Below are 16,091 nucleotides of genomic sequence, written 5' to 3' on the forward strand. Positions count from 1 at the left end.
TCGTACCGTGCGCAACTGGAAGCGCATAGACCAGGTCTGGCTCAACCCGGATAAGGTCAATAAAGAACTACCGGAAACCATGAAGCTCGTTGCATGAAAAAGCGGACATCATTGTTGACAAACACCGTCCCCCACGCCCTGGTGAGCCAGGCCCTGGATGCCCGCATCACGGCCGCCGCCGTAGAGTTGCTGCATCGGGGGCATCGCGTGGCGGCACACGTGAGAAGCCACAAGGCTGGCGGCTACACCACGGTGGACGAACATATGCCCGCTGCCCACCGGGCGCACCGCCAGTGGACGCCCCAGCGCCTCATCGACTGGGGCCTGACGATCGGGATCGCCACCGGCACGCTCATCGAGCAACTGCTTATGCGCTACAAGCACCCCGAGCACGGCTATCGCTCCTGCCTGGGGCTGCTCTCGCTCGCCAAGCGTTACGGTCGTGCTCGGCTGGAGGCGGCCTGCTCCATGGCATTGGCCCTGCAGGCCTGCCACTACCGCACCGTGCGCGACATCCTCGCCAACGGCCGTGACCTGATTGCCGCCGAGCCCCAGGCCCACTGGATGAGCCCCGAGCACGAGCACCTGCGCGGTGCACGTTCCTATCACTGAGATCCCTGGAGACAATCGATATGCTGACCCAACAAACCATTGCACAACTGCATGAACTCAAGCTCCTGGGTATGGCCGCCGCCTTACGGCGCCAGCTCGAACAGCCCGCAAGCAGCGACCTGTCCTTCGAGGAACGCCTGGCGCTCCTCGTGCAGCACGAGTGCGACAGCCGTCATGAACGCCGCTGCGCACGGCTGCTGACGCAGGCCAAGCTGCGCTACCCGCAGGCGGCCATTGAGGACTTCGACACCCGCCCCGGTCGCGGCATCGAACGGGCTCGCTTCATGAGCCTGGTTCTAAGCGACTGGGTGAGCTCTGGCAGCACCGTCATTCTGACCGGCGCTACGGGCTGCGGCAAGACGTGGCTGGCCTGCGCTCTGGCCCAGTACGCCTGCCGCCAGGGTCGCAGCACCCGCTACCTGCGCATCCCGCGTCTGGCTGAGGAGCTGCGCACCCTGCAGGCCGCTGGATCGCTCACCAAGTGGCTGGCGCAGCTGGCTAAAACCGAGGTGGTGGTGCTCGACGACTGGGGACTGGTCGGATTAGACGCCATCACCCGCGAGGCGTTGATGGAAATCCTCGATGATCGTGCGGGCTCTGGGGCAACGCTCGTGACCAGCCAGTTGCCGGTCGATCACTGGCATGCCTGGATTGGCGAGCCCGCCGTGGCCGACGCCATGCTCGATCGCCTGCTGGCACAATCGCATCGCCTCGTTCTGAAGGGCGAGTCGCTCAGGGCTGGACAGCGGCGACCTACCGCCACAAAACAGAGGATTGACGCCTAACCCTTCAACCCCTTCCTGGCCCCGGTTCCGGGGCCAAAAATCTCCTCGAAGTACAATCCTCACTGCGTTGTTGCCCGCTCGAGGCCGGGCAGGTGGTCACGATCACCGGAATCACTGGTCACGATACCGGACTGAGTGGTCACGATGCCGGAATCGGTGGTCACGATCGACCGGAATACCCAGGTCAAGGATATTGGCTGCCACATTATGCGGCGCGCCACCATAAAAACCCGGCCGACGACGGTACCCGACCTGCGCACGCCAGCCGCGGCTGCGCATTAAACGCGCCACGCGATGACGGCTACAGGACTCGCCCGAGGCGCGTAAATCATGATGGATCTTGCGGTATCCATACACGCGCCCGCTCTCCAGCCAGGAAGGCTTCACCAAGACCAACAACCGTTGGTCTTCATGGTGGCGCTGACTATGGGGATTGCGCCTCCAAGCGTAATAGCCGCTGGCGTGAACGTCGAGCACTTCGCAAAGCCGGCGCACAGGATATTGAGTCGAATATTGCTGGATAAACGCGTACTTTAGCCGGATTCCTTGGCAAAGTACGCGGCGGCCTTTTTTAAGATGTCTCGCTCTTCTGTGAGTCGTTTCACCTCGGACCGCAAGCGCCGCAGCTCGACGGCCTCGTTCGATTCTCGCTCGCGCTGCGGCGCGGACTTGCCGTACCGCTTGACCCATACGTACAGGCTGTGGGTCGATACTCCCAACCGCTTGGCCACTTCGGCCACCGGGCGCTGATGTTCGGTGACTTGCTTCACCGCTTCAAGTTTGAATTCTTCCGTAAATCGGGCCGTGCTCATAATCATCTCCTTCAGTGAGTATTATGAGGCTAGAAAGTGTCTAGTAAACCCTGGCCGATTCAAGAGCTGTGTACTAAAGGGCTTGCCGCCTATGAGTCTTTATTCATTTCCTCGGTGGGAAACCTTTCGAATCATCGCCGACCAAGCCATGTTTCGGGATTTTCCGGATTCCAGCGCATTGCGCAGTTCTGGACATCAGACACCGAATCAAACAAGTGGTGAGCGAGCCAATCACAGCGCTGTTCATGCCATGCTCACGACAAAGCTCCGGCACGGGCGTATCCTCGGCGCTAGGGACAAGGCCAAGCGGTGGCTATCCAAGCCCAAAGAACGGTTCAACGGTCAGATCCCCATGGCTTTGATCTGCAGCTTTCAGGGCATGAGTTTGGTAGAGGAAATGCTCCTTCAAATCGCAGAAGGGTACGCGCTGTGAGGATCAAATACCCCGTGTATCGCGGGGTATTCAGAGATTTTCATGAATTGTGAGAACCGACAGGTATCGATGGTCTGATTCCTATCGGAACTCCCTCCTTTACTGCATATCCCACCAGGGCGACATGACCTCTGTTATGCCGCCATTCTGGCAGACCCCGCGCCAGCCATATCTAGCCCTGGAAAAGTCCGTGTCCAGTGCATCAATTTTGATGGATCGTAAACGCCTTTCTGAACGCATCGTGTTCCGCCGCATAGGCCTCTTTTTCTTGTCGCCGCTCGCCTTGGTCTCTTACCCACAGGGCGAACACGGTCAGCGCCGCTGAATCGACGACCATCACCAACACACCCCAAGCGAACCCCTCGGCCAGACTCGTGACAACTCACTCCATTTCTGTTGCGCCCAGTCGCTGCAGAAGAACCCGGCCGGGCTGCCGGTTACGCAGGGCGTCAACATTGCCAGCAGGGAGGCCACGCTGGGCAACTGCGCCCAGGCCAGCACGCCCAAGGGTGGGGCCAGTCCGGCGCACCAGATTGGGACACCGGCCAGCGAAAAACGCGCCACTTGTTCATCGTTCACTTTTCTCATCCCCTTGCGGCTGACGCATATAGGGCAGGAAAGTGGGCAGCAGATCCCACGGACCACGACGGCCGCCCGGATGACCCCATCGCTACGACTAGTTAGCACTAGATCAATGGGTCGATCCTCTTGCCTAAAGAGTCGGCGAAAAAGCCACCGCGCCTGGGCCGGAACATCGTTTGGGTAAGTGTATCGAGGGCGACAACAAGGTTTGGATGTAGGTCGCCTATGTGCTTTTGTACCGCAATCTGTGCCACCACGTCTGCTCTTGCAAAACTTCGACAATTGCAACCAATTCGTCGATAGATTCAAGCTGTCTCATGATTATTCCTCGGTGCTCGCGCTCAGACTTCGTGTCGCCATTAAACGGTAAATCGCAATAGTTGGCTGACCCGATGGAAAGCGTGTTTGATTCGCATCGCTTAGACTATGGTAACTTTATCCTGCATACAAATCATTACATATAGTCGCGAGCGTGTGGATGGTCGATGACATCAAGAAAACCCTGTGGGCGGCGATGATACCCGCCTGACATGGCCGACTCTGCGGTAGAACTTGTGCTTATGCAAGCAGAGATTCTGGGCGCAGAGTGGAGTTGATAAAGAACCATTTGACCTAGCCTTCGCTGGTGCGCCACGGAATTATGGAAATGTTGCGGGTTTGAGAAGCGCCTTTTGATTGGGCGCTGATGAACGTATAAGAGAACAGCGTTAATACGATGAGGAGAAGTGGAATGTCATGGAATATAGTGGAAATAAAAAAGAGAATTGCTGAACTCCATGATCGGGGCACTCTATCTGAAGAGGTTGTAAACGCCGTGTCATCGGAAGGGCGGTGTGCGCCTATCGAGTGTGAGATCATCGATTACAAAGAGACGCAAGATACGAATCCACAAGCAATCGCAAAACTAGTGCGCCATATTGTTAGCTTCTACAATTCGTACGGTGGTTATTTAATATTTGGGATCGAAGAAACAGAAAGTGAATCCGTCTTTAGCGTCGTCGGGGTTCCAGAAAATATCATTAACTTAGAAAGCCTTAAAGCAAAGATACGTGAGTATGTTGGTGAGCGAATACAAATAGCAGGTACGTTAGTTCCTTCTGTTACTCTGGATAGTAAGCCATGTTCTTTGTATCTCCTTTTCGTGCCAAAACGGCCGGAAGAACGTCTGCCGGTTCATTTTCATAGAGATGCACCTGGCCAGGTTTTTAGAAAAAATGATATATACCATCGTATCGGTGATGAGTGTATCGAAGCAAAGGGTCCCGTTTTATATACGCTATCTTTAGCTAGACCCAATCCTTATCTAGCGACTCAAGCTCCTTGGTCTTTGTCTAACGTTATTACAAAGCGTCTCGAGAGTAATCTGCCAGACAGAAATTTCATTTGTACCCGTTTTGTTGGGAGACGGGCGGTTCTCGACGAATTATGGGGATGGTTAGCAGATGACTTGTCCCATGTAAAGATGCTGGCTGGAGAAGGAGGTTTAGGAAAAACCAGCATTGCGTATGAATTCTCGGATCGTGTCTCGCAACATCCAGGTGTTCCTTTTGAACAAATTATCTGGTTGACGGCCAAGCGTGAGCAATTCGTCGGTGGCCAAGACAACTTCGTGCCGGTTCCCGAGACACATTACTCGTCCTACAGAGGGCTGATAAACACCATTATCGAGCATTTGCCAATTCTGATTGACATATCTGAGTTAAGTGAAATGTCATTGGATGAGTTGCGACGCTACGTTCGAACTGGCCTTTCAGAATACCCTTCTTTCGTTGTAGTAGATGACATTGACTCTCTCAGCAATGATCAACAACGCCAAGTCGTGGAGCTCGGATTTCTTTTGAGCTCATCTAAGTCGAAACTCCTTTTGACAACACGTCATAACCTTGCTTATTCGCAGGATCATGCGATTGAGGTTGATGGCTTCGACGCTGCGGAATTTTCTGAATACTTGGATACTCTTTTCGATCGAAAGATTCTTCCTCGTGAATTGTCTCAGAAGGAGGTAGAGCGTTTATGGGCTCTTACCTTGGGTAGTCCGCTATTTACCGAGTCCGTTTGCCGTCTTCTGCGGTTCCAAGCGTTTGATGACGCAATAAAAGGTTGGTCCAAGGGAGCTGGTTCTCGAGTTCGAGCGGCTGCATTAGATAAAGAAATTTCTACGTTGTCGCCTGAGTCACAACGTGTACTTCTAACGGTAGCATTGCTTTCTGAAGCCTCGGTGCCGGAAGTCTCCGAAGTCACAGAATATCCGCAAGATGTCATCGAACAATGTTTACAAGAACTAAGTTCCTTATTTCTTTTAGCTGGTGAGACGTTAGGAGGCCAACCCCGCTTTAGCGTTCCAGATAATACCGTGAGGCTTGTGACTGAGCGGGCTGCTACGTTAGTGGTGGATCATACGCGTCTGAAGGATCGAGCAACTCATGCGCGTATGGCGAACAAGGGTGGTGGTGGTCGATCCAGTCGAGTAGGGCTGGCTATTGCTCAAGCGCAAGCGCTGCTTCGCCAGAATGCAACTGAAGATGCACTAAGAACCATAGATGATGCTCGAAAGAAATTGAAGCCCCATGCAGATATATTGGGCTTTCGAGCCGAGGTATTAATGAAGTTTGATCCACCCAAGTTCGATGCGGCGAGGCGGAGTGCCCGCGATGCCTATCAGAAGGGTTGCCGGCGACCGTCCATGTTCTTTGTTTGGTTTGAGGCAGAATGGTTAGCCAAGCACTTTGTGGGTGCCGAAGAAGCGGCATCGGCTGCTATTGATGCGAAGCTGTCTAGCCTCGAGGATTGGTGGATAAAACTTGCTGCTGCGTTGGTGAGCAGGGCCGAGGATCAGCAGATTGGCTTCACTTCAGACCGAAAAGTTGCTCTCTTTTTTGAGGCTAGCAAAGCTTTGAGTTGTGCCACGGGATTGGTGCGTGGCGCTGAATCAAAGACATGGGAAGGCATTCTATTCGATGTTCATGATCGGGTGTGGAATATTGCTTCAAGGGAGCTACGAGATTTGGCTGGTATTGATATGGCTGTCGATGCTCTGGAAAAAATGTGGAGGTATGGTGACTTTCGTTGTTGTCACTCACATCATGCGATCCAAGTAGGTGAAGCGATTTGTAGTTATCTAGAATCTCCTCTTACTAGAAAATCAAATGTAGCAATAAAGGCATGCAGCTCCAGAATGACCCGTACGCGATACCTTGTTGAGGAACGAGTGAAAAAATATCCTGACGACACTCGCAACGGTGCGCTGCTTGGGGCGATGGGTGATGTACATACGCGTTTTTCGGCAGCGATATCGAATCCACACCTCGCCGTTCTAAGTAGAGGCTGAGCAGGTAATTAATCAGGGGTTGACCTCGATGTTGAGCCAGGAGTCGTTCATGAACGAAGCACTACGTGACATAGATAGCTGGGAAAGCTGATGCGCGGACCGTGTGGCCCGAAACAGAGTCAAGTGCTGAGTCATGCGCTGTAATCTTTTCATCAATTGTGAGAAAAAAGTCGGATTTTTTCATGAACTATGAGAATAGACGAAACCGCATTTTCATAATTCATGAAAAATCTATTTAGAATCAATGCGTCATTTTTCGCCAATTATGAGAACCGACAGATGTTGTAGGTTCTCACAGTTCCCGAAAATTTTCCAGAATTAGTGAATATCAGTTCTCATAGTTGCGAAAAAATCCGCCGTGATGTGGATGAGAAAAACGGGCTCCAATGCACTAATGCTGGAGCCCGTTTTATTTGGTGCGCCCAGCATGAGCGCACTCCCGGAGGTGCAAGTCCTCCCGTAAGTTGACCACAGCGAACGAAGCGAAGCTGCGAGCCGATGAACAAGAATCGGATCGAAGGCGCTGCCAAGCAGGGCGAGCGGACCTAAAACCGCGAAGCTCTCGTGACGAAGGCAAGGCGGCGTAAATCCGGTGGTTGTGCAGTGAAGGAGTGCGAACCCTCACCTGGGGATGCGTCGCCTCGATCCTGAAAGGGTCACGGCGTCGAGCCGGGGCGAGGAGTCAGCAGCGGTCATAGTAGCTGGAGGCTGGGCTGGTGAGGCCGAAAGCGATAGCGAAGGACCAAACGAGAAGGAGTACTACTCGACATGACGATGCAGCTCGTATTGCCTCAGATGTGCGCAACAGCGCAGCGGGCGGGGGTGTCATTCACGCAGAACGCGTGCGAAGTAGATGCAGCAATTCATTCCTGACACCATTTTATCCAGCCACAGGACCAAGTCGGTCGACAAGGCAGGAGAGGGCCCGCGGGCCCTCTCGATATAGCAGAAAAACGTGGGTTCAGATCAATTGATCTGAATACCAAGTTCCTTGATCAGCGAGCCCCAACGGTCACCTTCCTTCTTCAGAAACGCCGCAAAACTTTCCGGACTATCAGCCACCACTTCCAGGCCTTGCTGCTTGAAGCGGTCCTGCATTTCCGGTGAATTCAAGACATGGGTGGCTTCTTCACCCCATCTTGCCAAAACGGGCGCCGGCGTTCCGGCAGGAGCGAGCAAACCCACCCACGATTGCACATCGAAATCGGCGAATCCGGACTCGATAAGCGTGGGTGTATCGGCCAGTGCCGGGCTCCGTTCGGCGCTCGTCACGGCTAGGGCCTTGAGCTTGCCCGACTTCACATGGGGAATCGCGAGAGACGAGGAAAGGAACATGATGCTCACGTGCCCACCCAGCAAGTCAGTCTGAGCGGGACCACCGCCTCGGTAGGGAATGTGCGTCAACTTGACGCCAGCTTGCCTGGCGAAGAGTTCTGCCGTCAGGTGGTTCGAGCTTCCGGGGCCCACCGTTGCGTAGGAAATACTCTCAGGATCTTTTTTTGCCAGTTCCACGAGCTCCTGCACACTGTTCGCTTGCACGGAAGGATGCGCCAAGAGCACGAGCGGATTGCGCACGAGACGGGACACCGCGGCGAGATCCTTTTCGCTGTCATACGCCAGGTTAGAGTAGATGTGCGGATTGACGGCATGACTGTCAAACACCATTAGGAATGTGTACCCGTCGGGCTGCGCACGCGCTGCCTCTGCTGTACCGATGGTTCCGCCCGCGCCCCCCTTGTTATCGATGATGATCTGTTGTCCTAGCCGTTCCGACATGAGTGGCATCATCGGCCGGGCGAGCCCGTCGACGAACCCGCCTGCGGGGAAGGGGACCACAACCCGTATCGGTTTGTCAGGGTAATTGTCCGCATGGGCGGTTGCAGAGATGAGAACAGACGCAGTAACCGCGGCAAGCAGCCCGAGCCGTCGTTTTTTTATGAACATTTTGTATCCTCCAAAGCATGGTGTTGCATTTTTTATTCGCCAGGATGGCGATATGGATCACGAGACCGGTGACGTATCAGGAATGTACCGGGCGCCGCCCATGGTAGGCATGGGTCAAAAGCTCCAGAATGCCTTCCCGATCGATGGGGCGGGGGTTATAGTAGGGATTCTGCGTGGCGAGCTGCGCAGCCAGTTCCAGCCCGTCAGCAGGCATGCCAATGTCGGACAGCGACATAGGTACACCCAGACTCGCCGCGAGGTCATAAAGACCGCTAGCCGCTTCCACTCCGCCCAGCGCGCGCGAGATCCGCGCCATGGCTTCCGGGGCGGCCTCGCGGTTGTACGCGACCGAATGAGGCAACACGATTGTGTGCATTTCCGCATGCGGCAAATTGAACGTCCCGCCCAGCGTGTGACACAGTTTGTGGTGAATCGCCATGCCCACCGCCCCGAGGCATGCGCCGGCAAGCCAGGCCCCATACAGTGCATCGGATGCCGCGGCTCGATCTGTCGGTGCTGCCATCAACCTCGGAAGACTCCGGGCCAGGGTGCGGATGCTTTCCTCCGCCATCAGACTCGTGATCGGGTTCGCGTCTGCAGAATAGAGTGCCTCAACCGCATGAGCGATGGCGTTGAGCCCGCTGGTGGCTGCAATTCGCGGCGGAAGCGTAATCGAAAGATCCGGGTCGTAGATCACCGACTTGGGCAGGACAGATATGTCGCGTCCTGTGCGTTTGAGCCGGGCCTCTGTAATGCCATAGATCGGTGTCATCTCCGACCCCGCGAAGGTGGTGGGAATGGCAATGATCGGCAGTCCAGATGTCAGCGCAATTGCCTTCCCCAACCCGATGGTTGATCCGCCGCCCACGGCAACGCAGCAATCCGCGCCGAGACTGTCAGCGAGCGCACGCGCTTCTTCTGCTGTCTCAATGGGGACATGCATCTGCGCCTTGTCATAGATTCCTGCTGCCCGGCTCCCAAGGAGGGTTGCCACGTGTTCCGCGCTGCCGCGCTGCGCCTCGGTACAAAGCACAAGCGCTGACCGCGCGCCGACATGCTGGACTTCTTCTTTGACCTTGACCTGGGAGCCCACCCCGAAGGTCACCCTCATGGGAAGGCTTTCGTAGAAGAATGGATTCATGAACGTCTCATCGTTGGAAGTGGGGCGGCACCTGGGCATCGACATTGACCCAGATGGATTTGGCTTCGGTGTAATCGTTCATCGCCTCGAAGCCCATTTCGCGGCCGTAGCCCGACTGCCCCGTACCACCGAACGGCGAACCTGGATTCACTCGCTTGTAGCTATTCACCCAGACCATACCGGCACGAATGGACGCCGCCATGCTGTGTGCACGCGACAAATTGCTCGTCCACAACCCGCTGCCCAGGCCATATTCGGTGCAGTTGGCAATCGCCAGTGCCTCGGCATCGTCCTTGAAGGTCGTCACTGTCACGAAGGGGCCGAAAACTTCTTCCTGGGCAGCGCGGTCGCTTGCCTTGGCCCGCACAATGGTCGGTTCCACATAGCAACCCTTGGCCAGGGCTGGGTCCGACGGTGCCTTGCCCCCCAAAAGCACTTCGCCGCCTTCCTCGCGGGCGATCTCTACGTAAGACAGTACGCGATCGCGATGTATCGTCGAGGTCAGTGGGCCCATTTCCGTCTCCGGGTTCAGAGGGTCGCCCAGGCGAATCGAAGCGGCAAGTCCAATAAATTGATCGAGGAACTCGTCGGCGACACGCTCATGAATGATCAGACGCGAACCTGCAATGCACGCCTGGCCCTGATTGTGGAAGATCGCCCACGCAGAGCCATTCACTGCCGCCTTGATGTTGGCATCTTCGAAGACGATGTTGGCGCCCTTGCCCCCGAGTTCAAGCTGCACGCGCTTGAGATTTCCTTTTGACGCTTCCACGACCCGACGCCCGATCGCGGTGGAGCCCGTGAACGAAATCTTACCCACGCCCGGATGCTCAGCCAGATGCTGACCCGCAGTTTCGCCATATCCGACCACCACGTTCACGACACCCGCAGGAAAGCCTACCTCAGCCGTTAGTTCTGCAATGCGAAGCGTGGACAGCGGCGTGATCTCAGAAGGCTTAATCACGACCGTGTTGCCGGCAGCCAGGGCGGGCCCAAGCTTCCAACCGGTGAACATCAGTGGAAAGTTCCAGGGAACGATCTGGCCGACGACGCCGATGGGTACCCTCTGCACATAGTTCAGGAACCCTGCTTCTACCGGTATAACACTGCCCTGGAACTTATCGGCCATGCCGCCGAAATAACGGTAGCAGGCTGCTGTACGCATGACATCGATGTTGCGGGCGTCACGGATAGGATGCCCGGTATCGATGGCTTCCAGGAGGGCCAGTTCGTCCGCCTCTTCTTCAATTCGGTCGGCCAGTTTCAACAATAGACGGCCTCGATCGGCCGCGGCCATGGCGCTCCATCGCGGGAAAGCACGGGCCGCAGCATCGACGGCCAGATCCACATCGGCCGCCTTTGCTTCTGCGACGCGCGTGATGAGCGAGTTGTCATGCGGATTCAGTACTTCGATGGTTGCTCCGTCAAGAGCATCGACAAACTTCCCGTCGATAAACAGCTGATTTCTGATGGACTTCACGTATTACTCCGATTGACTATAGGCGGTTGCTTCTACTGTAAGCCGCTTGACTCCATCGGGGAAGGTCGTGAAATCCGTCTCTATTGTTCTCTAAAACCGGACAATAAATGCAGTGCTCTAGCCCTCAATCGCCTAAAAAAGCGTTCGGTGGCGGAAACGATACTTTGCTGGCAAGGATTTCGTCCCAGCCCGGTTGATGTGGGAAGGCCAGCGTAAGTTCGTCGAGAAACAGCTTGAGCCTAACCGAGTTGCGCTGAGTCTTGGGATAGACCGCCGAGAGCCAGTACGACGATAACCAATAGTCGGTCAGTACCGGCACCAGCCTGCCCTCGTTGATGTCCTCTGCACAGGCTATGGTCGGCAGGCAGACGACGCCTAACCCTTCCAGGGCAATTTCCTTTAGGAAATGCACGGAATTACTTTTGAAGGCCGGTGACAGCTCCACTTGGCACTGCTTTTCGCCATTCTCGAACACCCATTTATCGCGGCTTGGGTAGCGCGAATAAAGACCCAGTGCATGCCGCGTTAAATCAATGGGATGGGCGATTGGCTCATGGATACCCAGATATGCGGGCGAGGCGCAGAACGTCCGATGGACTGGGAACAGTTTCCGTTGGATCAGGTCGTCGGAGATCGGTGCGAATATTTGCAGCGCACAGTCGTACCCAGCCTTGACCGGATCAATGACCTCATCGTTGACGACAAAGTCAAAGCTGATGCCGGGATATTTCTCGGAGAAGGTGGTAAGAAACCGGGCCATGTGACTGACCACCAAACCCGGTAGACCGTGAACCCTCAGAAGGCCTGTCGGTGCCTGCCGTGCGCTTCGCATTCCGTCGACGATCTCGTTGGCCCGAGAAACAAGCTGCGCGCACTCGTCGTAATACAGCTGGCCCACCTGTGACAACGAGACATTACGGGTGCTGCGATGGAACAACGGCACCTCGACATGCGCCTCGAGCTGCTTAATGCGCGACGTGACGACCGATTTTGACACCCTGAGCTGGCGGGCGACCTCAGAGAAGTTCCCCACTTCGGCAACTCGTACGAATGCATCCAGGCAGTTAAAGTAATCCATGATCAGGCACCGGGCGTGTGAAGAAAATCTGTTGACAGGGTTGCAGGCAGGCGTGCTGGCCATCATACCGTGCACGCCCTGCTACGCGCCTTGTCGACGTCTATTTCTCGGACAGCAAACCTGCCGCTCGCAAGTTCTCCCGCTTCTGTTCCAACGCTTGGCTAGCGTATGAGTGGTTCTCGGTTGGACTAAGAGGCAAGTTCGTGTGCTGAATGGATGCAAACAACGCAAAATGCGGGGGGCGCTTAACGCTTGCTGGAATGCTTGGCTCAACTTGTCTACCACGTTCTCTGGTATTCCCTTGTGCCCCAACAGGCCATAAGGAGCCTGGGCCAAGGACCTTGCCCCGCAGCAAGGCCATCGACGGTTCCGCCGCGTCCTCGTATGGGATGTGATTGAACTCGAGTCCCGTTTTCAACTGTATACGTGATATTCCAAGATCCTGCGTAGGACGTCTTGGCCTTCACGATATCCGCCATCTCTCTGGGAAGAGTAATGGTTAGCTGCCGAGTACATTTTTACACCTCAGAATCCCAATGATCTGCAGCTATTGGCTTCGCGATTGGTTGTGTGCCGAGAAAGACATTATTCCATCGGTCGGTGAGCCGTCCCCCAACGAACATGTAGCGCTGAGTGGAACCGGAATTTTTTCACTATTTGTGAACAGGAAGTTGGATTTTTTCATGAATTAGGAGAATGGACGAAACTGCATTTTCACAGTTCGTGGAAAATCTCTTTAGAATCAATGTGCTTTTTTCCGCCAAGTATTAGACCCGGCAGATGTTGCGGTCGAGCAAAGGGCTCTGGGATTACCGCCAGAGCCCTTTGTATTCTATTGAGTATTGAGCGGCGCTATAGCCACGTTGTCAGCAACGCAGTCTACAAAGACTTCCCCCTATCCCGATTCCCGTCAATTAGGCTGCTGTCCCGAAGCGCTGATCACCTTGGCCCAGCGGTCCATTTCTCCGACGACGTATTTCTTGTGTCCGGCAGGCGCCAGGCGGTCATCAGTGATTATGGTCAAGCCAATGGCTTCCTGTCGCTGTATAAGACCTGGATCTTTCAACGCGCTGCGGAGGGCGGAGTTCAGTTTTTCAACGACTTCGGGCGGCGTGCCGCGGGGCGCATAAAGACCATGCCAAACGGTCACGTTGAAATCTTTTAACCCTGATTCAGCCAGGGTCGGCACCTCTGCCATCGAAGGCAGCTTGAGTCGTTGAGTGCTGGTAACTGCATAGGCTTTAACCTTTTTTCCTTCTATTTGCCCGACCGCATTGGTAGCCTGTTCGCACATCAAGTCCACCTGCCCGCCCATCAGGTCGATCATGGCGGGCCCGGTTCCCTTATACGGTACGGTGGTCGTGTTTACTCCCAGCGCATTCTGCAGCATCAGGCCACAAAGGTGTGAGGCCGATCCTACCCCGGCATTGGCAAGGTTGACCTTATCCTTGTTTTCGTTGATCCACGTACGCAATTCGTCGAAGTTGTTTGCGGCTAGCGTCGGCTTGCCGATAAGGGTGGAAGGGGCTTCATTGATCAAGCCCAGGAATTCGAAACTGTCCGGGACCTTATAACTGAGATCCTTATATAGAGACGGCGCTGTGGCCATGCCTATGTGATGCACAAGCAGTGTGTAGCCGTCGGGTGCGGCGCGCGCCACTTTGGCGGTCCCTATGGTGCCTCCCGCCCCCGTTGTGTTTTCGACGATCACGGCTTGCCCCAAGGGCTTGCGCAATGCTTCGGCTACGTCACGGGCAATTTTGTCGCTGGGCCCGCCGGCGGCGAACGGAACGACGAGCGTAACGGCTTTCTCGGGGAATGCGGCGTGGGCAGCCAGGGACATCCCGGCCAGCCCTAATGTCAACGCGATTTTCTGAAAATTCATGATGTTGTCTCCGTTATATTTGTTTGATTGCTACGCCGAAAGGGATTGCATGACGCGATACAAATCGGCCTTTCCTTCGAAACCGATACCAGGTAGTTCGGGCATGGTGATATAGCTGTTTTCAACTTTCACGCCGTCTGGAAAGCCGCCAAACGGCTGGAACAGATCCGGGTAGGACTCGTTGCCGCCTAGGCCGAGTCCGGCGGCAATGTTCAGCGACATCTGGTGTCCGCCATGAGGGATACAACGGCTGGCGGACCAGCCGTGTTCCTTGAGCATATCGAGGGTGCGTAGATACTCGACCAACCCATAACTCAGGGCGCAATCAAACTGCAGCCAGTCGCGGTCGGGGCGCATGCCACCGTAGCGAATGAGATTGCGGGCGTCTTGCATGGAGAACAGGTTTTCTCCGGTTGCCATTGGATTTTTGTAGTAGCTGCGCAATGCTGCTTGCAACTCAAAATCGAGCGGATCACCGGGTTCTTCGTACCAGAACAGATCATATTGCGATAAGGCTTTGGCATAGGCGATTGCGGTATCTAGGTTGAAGCGTCCGTTGGCATCGACGCAAAGCCGCTGGCCATCCTGGAGCACGCTGAGAATCGAGTCGATACGGCGGAGATCTTCATCCAGCGAGGCACCACCGATTTTCTTCTTGACGACGCTGTAGCCACGATCAATGTAGCTGCGCATTTCATCTTTGAGCTTATTGTGGTCTTGCCCGGGATGGTAGTATCCGCCAGCGGCATAGACAAAAACCTTCTTGTTGGCATGGCCGTCGCCATAACGGTCGGCCAATAGCTGGAATAGTGGCTTGCCTTCGATTTTGGCCACGGCATCCCAAATGGCCATATCAATCGTGCCTATTGCCACGGAGCGCTCGCCATGGCCGCCCGGCTTTTCGTTGGTAAACATGGCGTCCCATATCTTATGGGGGTCCAGATTGTTGCCGGCGGCGTCAACCAGCGAGGCGGGATCGGCTTCAAGCACGCGCGGTATAAAGCGATCGCGCATCAGTTTTCCCTGGCCGTAGCGTCCGTTGGAGTTGAATCCGTATCCGATAACTGGTTTACCATCGCGAATGACGTCCGTGACGACCGCTACAAGACTCAAATTCATTTTGCTGAAGTCGATGTAGGCATTTCGGATCGGTGAGCTGATTGGAAGTGTTTTTTCAATAATGTTGACGATTTTCATCTGGCAATCCTAAACTTTGTTCCTGAAGTAAGTGGGGATATGGTCGGTCTTCCGGCTCTTTAGATCCAATGCTATTTTTCTCTCCCTCTATGCTTGGAAAGCACTGGCATGAACATATCCTGGCTCGAAGACTTTCTGGCTCTTGCGTTCACCAAGAACTTCTCACGGGCTGCCGACTTGTGCCATATGACCCAGCCGGCATTTGGCCGACGTATAAAAGCGCTGGAAGAGTGGCTGGGAACGAGCCTCTTCGATCGCGGTACGCAACCGATCACACTGACGGAGACGGGCGAGTGGTTTCGCAAAGTCGCGCAGGATCTCCTGGCACAGGTCGCACGCCTTCCGGTAGAGGCACGTGCCGTGGAGGAATCGTGGGCGACAACGTTGCAATTTGCAGCGACACACACCTTGTCTTTCTCCTTTATGCCCAACTGGCTTCGGAGCCTGGAGCCTCGAGTAAGCGTCGGAGCCATACAGTGTGTTTCCGATATGCTGCAACGTTGCGAAGCGCTCATGCTCCAAGGCAAGGTTCAATTTGTTCTATGTCACACTCATCCACATATCCATGGACAACTTGAGGCGGCGGGTTATCCATCCATCCAACTTGGGAATGACATTTTTATTCCTGTGTCTTCAGCGGATGATCAGGGCCAGCCACTGCACTACGTGACATCGGCAGATGGCGGCCCCCCTCTGTCACAATAGATGTCCGGTCACTTGAACCTAATAGATGAGGGGGCGGTTGGAGTGTTTTCATGTCCGCCTATAGCCCTGAGCTCAAAGAGCAAATCGTCAGGAAAATGATGCCACCTAA

At 55.0% G+C, this 16,091-nt stretch carries 13 protein-coding genes and 2 pseudogenes; 5 read left to right on the forward strand and 10 right to left on the reverse strand.

What is annotated here, in order from left to right; genetic code table 11:
* Window positions 1–123 precede the first annotated feature (123 nt).
* Both CR159_RS20625 and istB read left to right on the forward strand, forming a co-directional pair.
* A pseudogene (locus CR159_RS20625) lies at window positions 124–612 on the forward strand (IS21 family transposase); the annotation flags it as partial.
* A gap of 20 nt (window positions 613–632) precedes the next feature.
* A complete protein-coding gene (istB, locus tag CR159_RS20630; protein WP_102075830.1) occupies window positions 633–1,397 on the forward strand; it encodes an IS21-like element helper ATPase IstB in 765 nt (254 codons plus the stop codon).
* Between the two features lie 59 nt (window positions 1,398–1,456).
* Here istB and CR159_RS22010 read toward each other — a convergent pair whose 3' ends face one another.
* Both CR159_RS22010 and CR159_RS22015 read right to left on the reverse strand, forming a co-directional pair.
* Window positions 1,457–1,603 (reverse strand): hypothetical protein, encoded by a 147-nt coding sequence (locus CR159_RS22010; RefSeq protein ID WP_233208439.1) that lies wholly within the window; start codon window positions 1,601–1,603, stop codon window positions 1,457–1,459.
* Window positions 1,584–2,209: pseudogene (locus tag CR159_RS22015) on the reverse strand (IS3 family transposase); the annotation flags it as partial. The pseudogene CR159_RS22015 and the gene CR159_RS22010, both read right to left, overlap by 20 nt.
* Window positions 2,210–2,300: 91 nt before the next feature.
* Here CR159_RS22015 and CR159_RS20645 point away from each other — a divergent pair.
* The gene (locus CR159_RS20645; protein ID WP_102075833.1) at window positions 2,301–2,642 is read left to right on the forward strand and encodes an MbcA/ParS/Xre antitoxin family protein; all 342 of its coding nucleotides are present in this window, start codon (window positions 2,301–2,303) and stop codon (window positions 2,640–2,642) included.
* A 202-nt stretch (window positions 2,643–2,844) separates the two neighbouring features.
* On the opposite strand, the gene CR159_RS21615 is transcribed toward CR159_RS20645, so the two are convergent.
* Together CR159_RS21615 and CR159_RS21455 are read right to left on the reverse strand one after the other, a co-directional pair.
* Window positions 2,845–2,982, reverse strand: coding sequence for a hypothetical protein (locus CR159_RS21615; RefSeq protein WP_158238579.1), 138 nt, complete (start codon window positions 2,980–2,982; stop codon window positions 2,845–2,847).
* Window positions 2,979–3,221: a hypothetical protein gene (locus CR159_RS21455; protein WP_143705493.1), complete on the reverse strand. Its 243-nt coding sequence runs from the start codon at window positions 3,219–3,221 to the stop codon at window positions 2,979–2,981. Before CR159_RS21455 ends, CR159_RS21615 begins: the two co-directional genes overlap by 4 nt.
* A gap of 733 nt (window positions 3,222–3,954) precedes the next feature.
* Between CR159_RS21455 and CR159_RS20650 the strand changes: the two genes are divergently transcribed.
* Window positions 3,955–6,552 carry an ATP-binding protein gene (locus CR159_RS20650; protein WP_158238580.1) on the forward strand — a complete coding sequence of 866 codons (2,598 nt, stop codon included), beginning with the start codon at window positions 3,955–3,957 and terminating at the stop codon, window positions 6,550–6,552.
* A 966-nt stretch (window positions 6,553–7,518) separates the two neighbouring features.
* On the opposite strand, the gene CR159_RS20660 is transcribed toward CR159_RS20650, so the two are convergent.
* The 6 genes from CR159_RS20660 to CR159_RS20685 form a co-directional block, all read right to left on the reverse strand.
* Complete coding sequence (locus CR159_RS20660) at window positions 7,519–8,496, reverse strand: Bug family tripartite tricarboxylate transporter substrate binding protein (RefSeq protein ID WP_102075835.1); 978 nt, start codon at window positions 8,494–8,496, stop codon at window positions 7,519–7,521.
* A 76-nt stretch (window positions 8,497–8,572) separates the two neighbouring features.
* Window positions 8,573–9,637 carry a maleylacetate reductase gene (locus CR159_RS20665; RefSeq protein ID WP_102075836.1) on the reverse strand — a complete coding sequence of 355 codons (1,065 nt, stop codon included), beginning with the start codon at window positions 9,635–9,637 and terminating at the stop codon, window positions 8,573–8,575.
* 7 nt (window positions 9,638–9,644) lie between these two features.
* Window positions 9,645–11,108 (reverse strand): aldehyde dehydrogenase family protein, encoded by a 1,464-nt coding sequence (locus CR159_RS20670; RefSeq protein ID WP_102075841.1) that lies wholly within the window; start codon window positions 11,106–11,108, stop codon window positions 9,645–9,647.
* A gap of 133 nt (window positions 11,109–11,241) precedes the next feature.
* On the reverse strand, window positions 11,242–12,195 hold the full coding sequence (locus tag CR159_RS20675) for a LysR family transcriptional regulator (protein WP_158238581.1): 954 nt from the start codon (window positions 12,193–12,195) through the stop codon (window positions 11,242–11,244).
* Between the two features lie 910 nt (window positions 12,196–13,105).
* Window positions 13,106–14,080 (reverse strand): tripartite tricarboxylate transporter substrate-binding protein, encoded by a 975-nt coding sequence (locus tag CR159_RS20680; RefSeq protein ID WP_102075838.1) that lies wholly within the window; start codon window positions 14,078–14,080, stop codon window positions 13,106–13,108.
* A 30-nt stretch (window positions 14,081–14,110) separates the two neighbouring features.
* Window positions 14,111–15,277: a mandelate racemase/muconate lactonizing enzyme family protein gene (locus tag CR159_RS20685; protein ID WP_102075839.1), complete on the reverse strand. Its 1,167-nt coding sequence runs from the start codon at window positions 15,275–15,277 to the stop codon at window positions 14,111–14,113.
* A gap of 108 nt (window positions 15,278–15,385) precedes the next feature.
* Between CR159_RS20685 and CR159_RS20690 the strand changes: the two genes are divergently transcribed.
* Window positions 15,386–15,982: a LysR family transcriptional regulator gene (locus tag CR159_RS20690; RefSeq protein WP_102075840.1), complete on the forward strand. Its 597-nt coding sequence runs from the start codon at window positions 15,386–15,388 to the stop codon at window positions 15,980–15,982.
* Window positions 15,983–16,091 lie beyond the last annotated feature (109 nt).

It is taken from the genome of Pollutimonas subterranea, assembly GCF_002849655.1.
Classification (GTDB): Bacteria; Pseudomonadota; Gammaproteobacteria; order Burkholderiales; family Burkholderiaceae_B; genus Pollutimonas; species Pollutimonas subterranea.